Source organism: Catellatospora sp. NPDC049609, from assembly GCF_040675365.1.
Lineage (GTDB): Bacteria > Actinomycetota > Actinomycetes > Mycobacteriales > Micromonosporaceae > Catellatospora.
Genome location: NZ_JBFAOU010000096.1, coordinates 23,545 through 30,086 on the forward strand (window position 1 = coordinate 23,545; position 6,542 = coordinate 30,086).

General features: G+C 71.5%; 6 protein-coding genes and 1 tRNA gene. 4 read left to right on the plus strand and 3 right to left on the minus strand.

What is annotated here, in order from left to right; all coding sequences use genetic code 11:
• The first annotated feature begins 53 nt into the window (after window positions 1–53).
• From AB0J67_RS24435 to AB0J67_RS24445, 3 genes are all read left to right on the plus strand, one after another.
• Window positions 54–1,244, plus strand: a complete 1,191-nt coding sequence (locus AB0J67_RS24435; RefSeq protein ID WP_363485758.1) for a DUF3631 domain-containing protein — start codon at window positions 54–56, stop codon at window positions 1,242–1,244.
• Between the two features lie 158 nt (window positions 1,245–1,402).
• On the plus strand, window positions 1,403–1,612 hold the full coding sequence (locus AB0J67_RS24440; protein ID WP_363485759.1) for a helix-turn-helix domain-containing protein: 210 nt from the start codon (window positions 1,403–1,405) through the stop codon (window positions 1,610–1,612).
• Entirely contained in the window at window positions 1,609–2,829 is a 1,221-nt protein-coding gene (locus AB0J67_RS24445; RefSeq protein WP_363485760.1) for a site-specific integrase, read from the plus strand. Before AB0J67_RS24440 ends, AB0J67_RS24445 begins: the two co-directional genes overlap by 4 nt.
• A gap of 72 nt (window positions 2,830–2,901) precedes the next feature.
• Here AB0J67_RS24445 and AB0J67_RS24450 read toward each other — a convergent pair.
• A tRNA-Pro gene (locus AB0J67_RS24450) sits at window positions 2,902–2,975 on the minus strand.
• Window positions 2,976–3,509: 534 nt separating this feature from the next.
• Here AB0J67_RS24450 and AB0J67_RS24455 point away from each other — a divergent pair.
• On the plus strand, window positions 3,510–3,830 hold the full coding sequence (locus tag AB0J67_RS24455) for a hypothetical protein (protein WP_363485762.1): 321 nt from the start codon (window positions 3,510–3,512) through the stop codon (window positions 3,828–3,830).
• Between the two features lie 35 nt (window positions 3,831–3,865).
• Here AB0J67_RS24455 and AB0J67_RS24460 read toward each other — a convergent pair whose 3' ends face one another.
• Complete coding sequence (locus tag AB0J67_RS24460) at window positions 3,866–5,656, minus strand: copper resistance protein CopC (RefSeq protein ID WP_363485763.1); 1,791 nt, start codon at window positions 5,654–5,656, stop codon at window positions 3,866–3,868.
• Window positions 5,656–6,432, minus strand: a complete 777-nt coding sequence (locus AB0J67_RS24465) for a YcnI family protein (protein WP_363485764.1) — start codon at window positions 6,430–6,432, stop codon at window positions 5,656–5,658. Before AB0J67_RS24465 ends, AB0J67_RS24460 begins: the two co-directional genes overlap by 1 nt.
• Between the last annotated feature and the right edge of the window lie 110 nt (window positions 6,433–6,542).

The window sequence follows — 6,542 nt, forward strand, 5'->3', positions numbered from 1 at the left end:
CCATCGACGGCGCCGCGCTGCTCGACCGCCTGCGCGCCACCATCGCCCAGTACGTGATCCTGCCCAGCACCGAATCGCTGGACGCCGTGGTGCTGTGGATCGCGGCGACCTACGCGCTTCCCTCATGGGCGTGCGCGCCCCGGCTCGTTATCCGGGCACCGGAGAAGCGCTGCGGCAAGTCCCGGCTGCTCGACCTGGTCGAAGCCGCCTGCCACAACCCGCTGATCACCGTCAACGCCAGCCCGGCCGCCGTGTACCGGGCCATCGGCACCGACAACCCACCCACCCTGCTCATCGACGAGTACGACACCATCTTCGGCCCCGCCGCAGCAGGCTCGGCCGAAGACCTGCGCGGCCTGCTCAACGCAGGCCACCAGCGCAACCGCCCCGCCCTGCGCTACGACGCCAACACCCAACGCGTCGAGAAGATCGCCACCTTCGCCATGGCCGCCATGGCAGGCATCGGCGCCGCCCCCGACACCATCGAGGACCGGGCCGTGGTCGTGCACATGCGCCGCCGCGCCGGCCGCGAGAAGGTCAAACCCTGGCGCATCATGCGCGACCGGCCCATGGTCGAAGCCATCGGCGCAGAACTGAGCGAATGGCTACTCGGCAACCTCGACGTACTGCGCGCCGCCGAACCCGTCATGCCGGTCGAAGACCGCGCCGCCGACACCTGGGAACCACTCATCGCCCTGGCCGACCTCGCCGGAGGCGACTGGCCCATCCGCGCACGCACCGCCGCCGTCACCCTGACCGGCGCCAAGGAGGAGAACGGCGCGACCAGCGACCGCATACGGCTGCTGACCGACTGCCGCAGCATCTTCACCACCGCCGACGCCGAAGCACTGCCCACCGCCGACATCATCGCCCAGCTCCGCGCCATGGACGAGTCGCCATGGCCAGACCTCACACCCCACCGCCTGGGCGTGATGCTGCGCGAGTTCGAGGTCCGCTCGGCGGGCAACATCCGCTTCCCCACCGGACAGGCCAAGGGCTACACCCGCGCATCGTTCGCCGACGCATGGGACCGCTACTGCGCACCCGATGTCCCGAACAGGCAGGGGCAAGCGTCCCAACCGTCCCAACCGTCCCCACCCAGCTCAGAGGCGGGACGGTTCTCCGGCTGGGACGGTTCCAACCGTCCCACGAAAACAACCGTCCCAGGGCTGACCTGCGATGGGACGGTTGGGACGGTTGGGACGGATACCCCCCGGCTTTACGTCATCGAGGGGGACAAGTGACCACGCCGTGGGCACCTCGACGCCACGTCCGCGCCCGCACCGTCGTACACCGCGCTGCTCTCTGTACCCACGGAGCCGAGATCTTGTCTCAGCGTTGCCCTGAGCCGGTTTCCGCTCCACTGCCCGTCGCCCTGCGCCCAGAGCAGACCGATCGCAGCGTGGTCACGTTCACCAAGCCCTTTATCAGCACCGAGGAACTCGCCGCCGTCCTCCAGGTCGATCCGTCCACCGTACGGCGCTGGAGAACCGCACAACCCCTGCAAGGCCCCCCGTTCATCAACCTGTCGGAGCGCGTCACGGTCTACAGCACCGAAGACGTTCAGCACTGGCTGACCGCGCGCCGCATCGTTCCCGGAGTCGCCAATTGAGCCAGCCAGAGAACCTGCCCATCGGACTCGACCTGTCGGCCGACATCGAGCACCGACCGGACAAGCCGAAGGCATATCGAGCACGGGTGCGCTGGTGGTCGGATGGACAGCGCCGCTCCAAGTCGGAATCGTTCGATGACCTGCCCAGCGCCGAGAAGTGGATTGCCGGGCTGCGGCATAAGGCGACGGGCGGAGTCAGTCCCGATACCGCCACCTCGGACCTGGCCACCTACGGCGAGCGGGTGATGCCACTCGCCACCCGGGGCCTGGAACTGAAAACGCTGGACCCCTACATGGCCGGATGGAAGAAGCGGGTGGTGCCCACTCTCGGACACCTCCCCACCCGCTCCATCACGAACGGCATCGTCGACCGCGCCGTGTACGGCTGGATAGCTGACGAATGCAGCCGATCGACCGTCAAGAACAGCCTGGCAATTCTGGTCCGAGTCATGGAGCAGGCCGTTCGTGACGGCATCATCGAGCGCAACCCCGCTCGCGTCGTCGGCTGGCAGCGGGAGTACCGCCTGGCGGAAGACGAGCTTGATGACCCGCGCTCTCTCGCACTGCCCAACTGGCAGGCGGTCACGACCCTGGCGGATGCCCTAGTCAACCGGTCGCTGGGACGTTTCGCGGGCTGGGGAGAGGTCGTCAAGTTCGCCGCCGGCACTGCGGCGCGCATCGGCGAGGTGTCGGGCGTACGCAGGGCGGACATCGACCGCGACACCTGGATCTGGACCGTCCGGCGCCAGACGACTGCCGGGCCAGGCGGGCTGATCGACAAGGGAACGAAGGGCAAGCGGGCACGCCGAGTCCCCATCATCGCCGAGATCAGACCGCTGGTCGCGGCACGCATGGATGCCGCCGCCGATGACGATGCGCGTCTGTTCAGCGGCCCGCGCGGCGGCCGGATCACCACCGCTGTTCTCCGGGACGCGACCCACTGGGACGACGTGGTGAAGGAGCTGGGGTTCGAGCACCTACGCCGCCACGACCTCCGGCACACCGGACTCACCTGGATGGCCGACGCGGGCGTGCCCGTTCACGTCCTCCGCAAGATCGCCGGACACGGCTCGCTCACCACGACGCAGCGCTACCTACACCCCGACAGGAGGGCACTCGACGCAGCCGGAGCGTCACTCAGCGCACACCTTGGAAGTGTCACGATGGTGTCCTGGTCCCCAACTGGTCCCCCAGCGATCATGACCAACCACGGCTAACAGCGTCCATCGCGCATATGGCGAAGGCCTTGACCAGCAATTATGCCGGTCAAGGCCTTCGCTTTTACGCTGTCGGGCTGGCCGGATTCGAACCGACGACCCCTTGACCCCCAGTCAAGTGCGCTACCAAGCTGCGCTACAGCCCGTTGCCGAGATGATCTCTCACCGCGGCAGCCCGTACAGCGTAGCGCACTCTGAACCGGGGTGCGCACACGGCCCCCGTGTCCGTTTCATGGCGGTTCGAACGGGTGATCAGACCGCTTTGTCTAGATCATTCCGAGCCTTGGCGCGCCGGACTGGCCCGCCTGAACAACTAACTCGGTGCCCGGCGGCCGAGGGCCCTTGACCCGAGTCGTGCGACCACCGAGCCCACCAAACCATGATCAACGCTGTTCGACGCCCCTTGGCGCCGTTCGGCGTCCGTTCGGGGAGCGGCCGTGCTCCCAATTCTGCTCCCCGCTCCCCCGCCGCCGATCGCGGCCACACGCGTGTTCCCGACGAATGCCACCGATGCAGACATCGCCCGCAGTCTGCATCTCGGGTATCGACCTTGGCGCCGAGGTCGCCGTCAATGGGTGTGAGGCCCTGCCGCGTCTGAAGTCGCCTGCCGCGGCCGGCGCCGGTGGGCGGGCAATCGTGCCCGCCGACCTTCCATTCTCGTCTGGCGGGGAGGTCCGGACATGGCTGGGCTGTTGGTGGGCACCGGCTGGTACGGCATGGTGCGACGCCGCGTACTCGACTCCTTCGAGATATTCGCGGTACGCCGCGACTGGCCAGACTGGCGCACGCACGAGTTCGTATCGCCCCGGCTGACCGAGGCCGATGCCCTACGGGCGGCGGCCGCGGACCACGCGTACTGGCGGCGCAGCCCTCTGCGGCCGCGGGTAAGTGTGGTGCGGATGAGCGCGAACGACTTCCGCATCCACCGCCGCCGCCGCGACTGCGCGGCTCCGGACTGCCCGGCCGCCATGCCGGAAGCCGGTGAGGTGGTGCCGCGATGACACGCGCGACCCTGACCCAGGGCCAGGCAGAAGCGTTAGGGCTGCACCTCCACGGTGAACCGCACGGTGGTCTGGTCCATCTCCGAGGTCCGCACGGTCACCGCGACCTCCCACCGGCCCGGCAGCGGCACTGTGGCCAGTGCCGCATAGTGGCCCAGCCGGCCGGTGCCCACGTCCACCGGCATCGGGCCGACCGCCGGCTCCGCCAGGCTGAACGCGACACGCACCTCCGGCACGTCGAGGGGATTGCCCGCGTCGTCGAGCACCGAGAGGTGCAGCACCGCACGACCCACCCGTGCCGGTTCCAGCTGCACGACGACGGACCCGCTCACCCCGCCCGCGCGGAAGGGCACCCGCGTCGGAGCCGGAGCCGGAGCCGAAGCGGGCGGTGAGGTGCGCCGGGCGGCAGCGGCCTGCCCGGCGGCGAGCGCGGCCCCCGCCGGCTGGGTCGTCACGAGCACGCTCGACAGCCCCAGCACCGCGATCGCGACCGCGGTCTCGACGACCGTCTGCCGGCGCAGCCGGAAGACCTGCTCGGCATCGGGGCCGCTGTGCGCGCCGCGCGCCGCGCGGTCAGCCCGGTCAGCGGCGTAGTGCCGGCGGACCCAGGACCTGGCCGCCGCGCCGAGCGCGACGAGCAGCACCACCAGGCCGAGCTTCGCCAGCAGGAGGTGGCCGTAGGTCGTGCCGCCGAGCGCGGCCACCGAGCGCACCTGCCGCCATCCGGCGTAGACGCCGGTCAGCACCAGGACCCCCACGCACCCGAGGGCGACGCGGGAGAAGACGGGAACGGCTGTCCGCAGGGCGGCGAGGTCGCGTAAGGGAAGCAGGGCGCCGGCGAGCACGGCGAGCCCGCCCAACCACACGCTCATCGCGACCAGGTGGACGACGTCCATCGAGACCGCCAGCCAGGCGTCCGTGCCGGCGCTGCTGTGCGTGGCGGTGCTCCAGGTGGCCGCCAACGCCGTGACCGCGACGAGCACGCCGGCCACGGCGAGCCCCCGGTTGCCGAGCGCGCGGGCGCGGGCCTGCCTGACCAGCAGTACCAGCGCGGGGGCGAGCAGGATCAGCAGCGCGAGCCGCACGGCCAGCGCCGCGCCCGCCCGCGTCCCCAGGGTCTGCCGCAGCAGGCCCGCGTCCAGCGCCGCGTCCAACCCGACGCCGCGGGCGGATGCCGCATAACACAGCAGGCACAGCATCGTGCTGGTCGCCAGCGCCGTCCACCCGCCCCACAGCATGCGACGCACCCGGCGCAACCGGGCTCCGGCGGGCCACAACCACGCCGTGAACAGCGCGGCTCCGCCGAGCAGCGCCAAAGACACGAAGGCCGACCATCTCGCGAGCAGGTACACCAGATCGACCGCTCCCCCGCCCGTCCCGGGCACACCGCCCGTCGCCGGCGGGGTCGCGGCCGGTACACCGGCGCCGACGGTGAACGCGAAGGCCCCCTCGATGGGATGGGTGTCGGCGGACAACGCCCGCCAGCCGAGGGTGTGCACGCCCGAGGCGAGGCCGTCGCGGATGCCGACCACGATGGTCGTCGGGTCGCCCGGCGGCTGGACGGGCGGCTCGGTCGCGACGGCCGCGCCGGCGGCGTCGAGCAGGCGGACCTCGCCGAGACCGACCGAGACCGGCTCGCTGAACTGCAGCACGATCTGATCGGGCGACGTTGCCAGCACGGCGCCGTTGGCGGGGGTGCTGGCCACCAGGTACGCGTGTGCCCACGCGGGTGCCGGCCACAGCGCGGGAATGATGCCGAGGAGCACCGCCGCCAGGACCGTGGCGACCTGCCGCAGCCTGGGCCGCGCCGGCAACGTCGCCGCCATCAGGGCCGCCCTGCTCGTGATCCGGCGCCCGCCGGCACGCCGGTCGCGCGCCCGTTGGCCCGCGCCGGCACGTCGGAGCCGCCGCCGGCGGTGGTCGCGGGCCGGCCCCGTCGCCGCAGCGCGGCGACCGCGAGCAGCAGGGCTGCCAGCCCGGCGCCGACGCCCGTCCAGCCCAGCACGCGGCTGACCGGATCGGCGGCTGCGGGGGTCAGCCCACCGGACGTCGCCACGGTCACCACGGGTGCGGGATGTTCCGGCCGTGGCGCTCCGGCCTCGGCGGGCGGGTCGATCCAGCGCACGACCTCACCGTCGGAGTACGTCTGCAGCGCCTTGAACATCAGGGTGGTCGGCGACTTGGGCAGTGGCCCGACGGAGACGTCGAACAGCTGGAACTCTCCCGGGCCGACGGCGCCGTCCTGCCAGACGATCGACGTGACGGGCGCCGCCGCGGCGTGCTCGCCGGCGGCGGGCGTCGCGGTGGTCGCCGGTTGCCGGTTCACGGTGATGGTCCAGCCCGGCATGGGCCGCACCGAGACCGCGGTGACCGGATGCTCGGTGGGGAACACGACCTCAAGCCGGGTCGTCGACGCGGTCGGGCGTTCGTTGGGCACCTTGAAGGAGAAGGTGCCGTAGCCGCCGGCCGTGGCGGTCGACGGGGTGACCGTCACGTGTGCGGCCGACGGTGAGCCGTGCAGCAGTACGGCCGCGGCGGCGGACAGCGCCACGATGCTGGTTCTGAGGAGCAGGCGGGACGCGAAGGCGGGTCGCGAAGGCATGGTTGTCACACTCCGGAGTGGGGTTCGGGCATGGCAGAGCCGCGACACCCGGCGTCGAGCTGACCGCGCTCGACCGTGCCGGGCTCGGGGGCCGCGGCCGTGCCGGCGGG

What these genes read in the sequence shown, in the direction of transcription:
- AB0J67_RS24455 (WP_363485762.1), top strand. Translation starts at nt 3,510, where the DNA reads ATGGCTGGGCTGTTGGTGGGCACCGGCTGGTACGGCATGGTGCGACGC.
- AB0J67_RS24460 (WP_363485763.1), bottom strand. Translation starts at nt 5,656, where the DNA reads ATGGCGGCGACGTTGCCGGCGCGGCCCAGGCTGCGGCAGGTCGCCACG.
- AB0J67_RS24465 (WP_363485764.1), bottom strand. Translation starts at nt 6,432, where the DNA reads ATGCCTTCGCGACCCGCCTTCGCGTCCCGCCTGCTCCTCAGAACCAGC.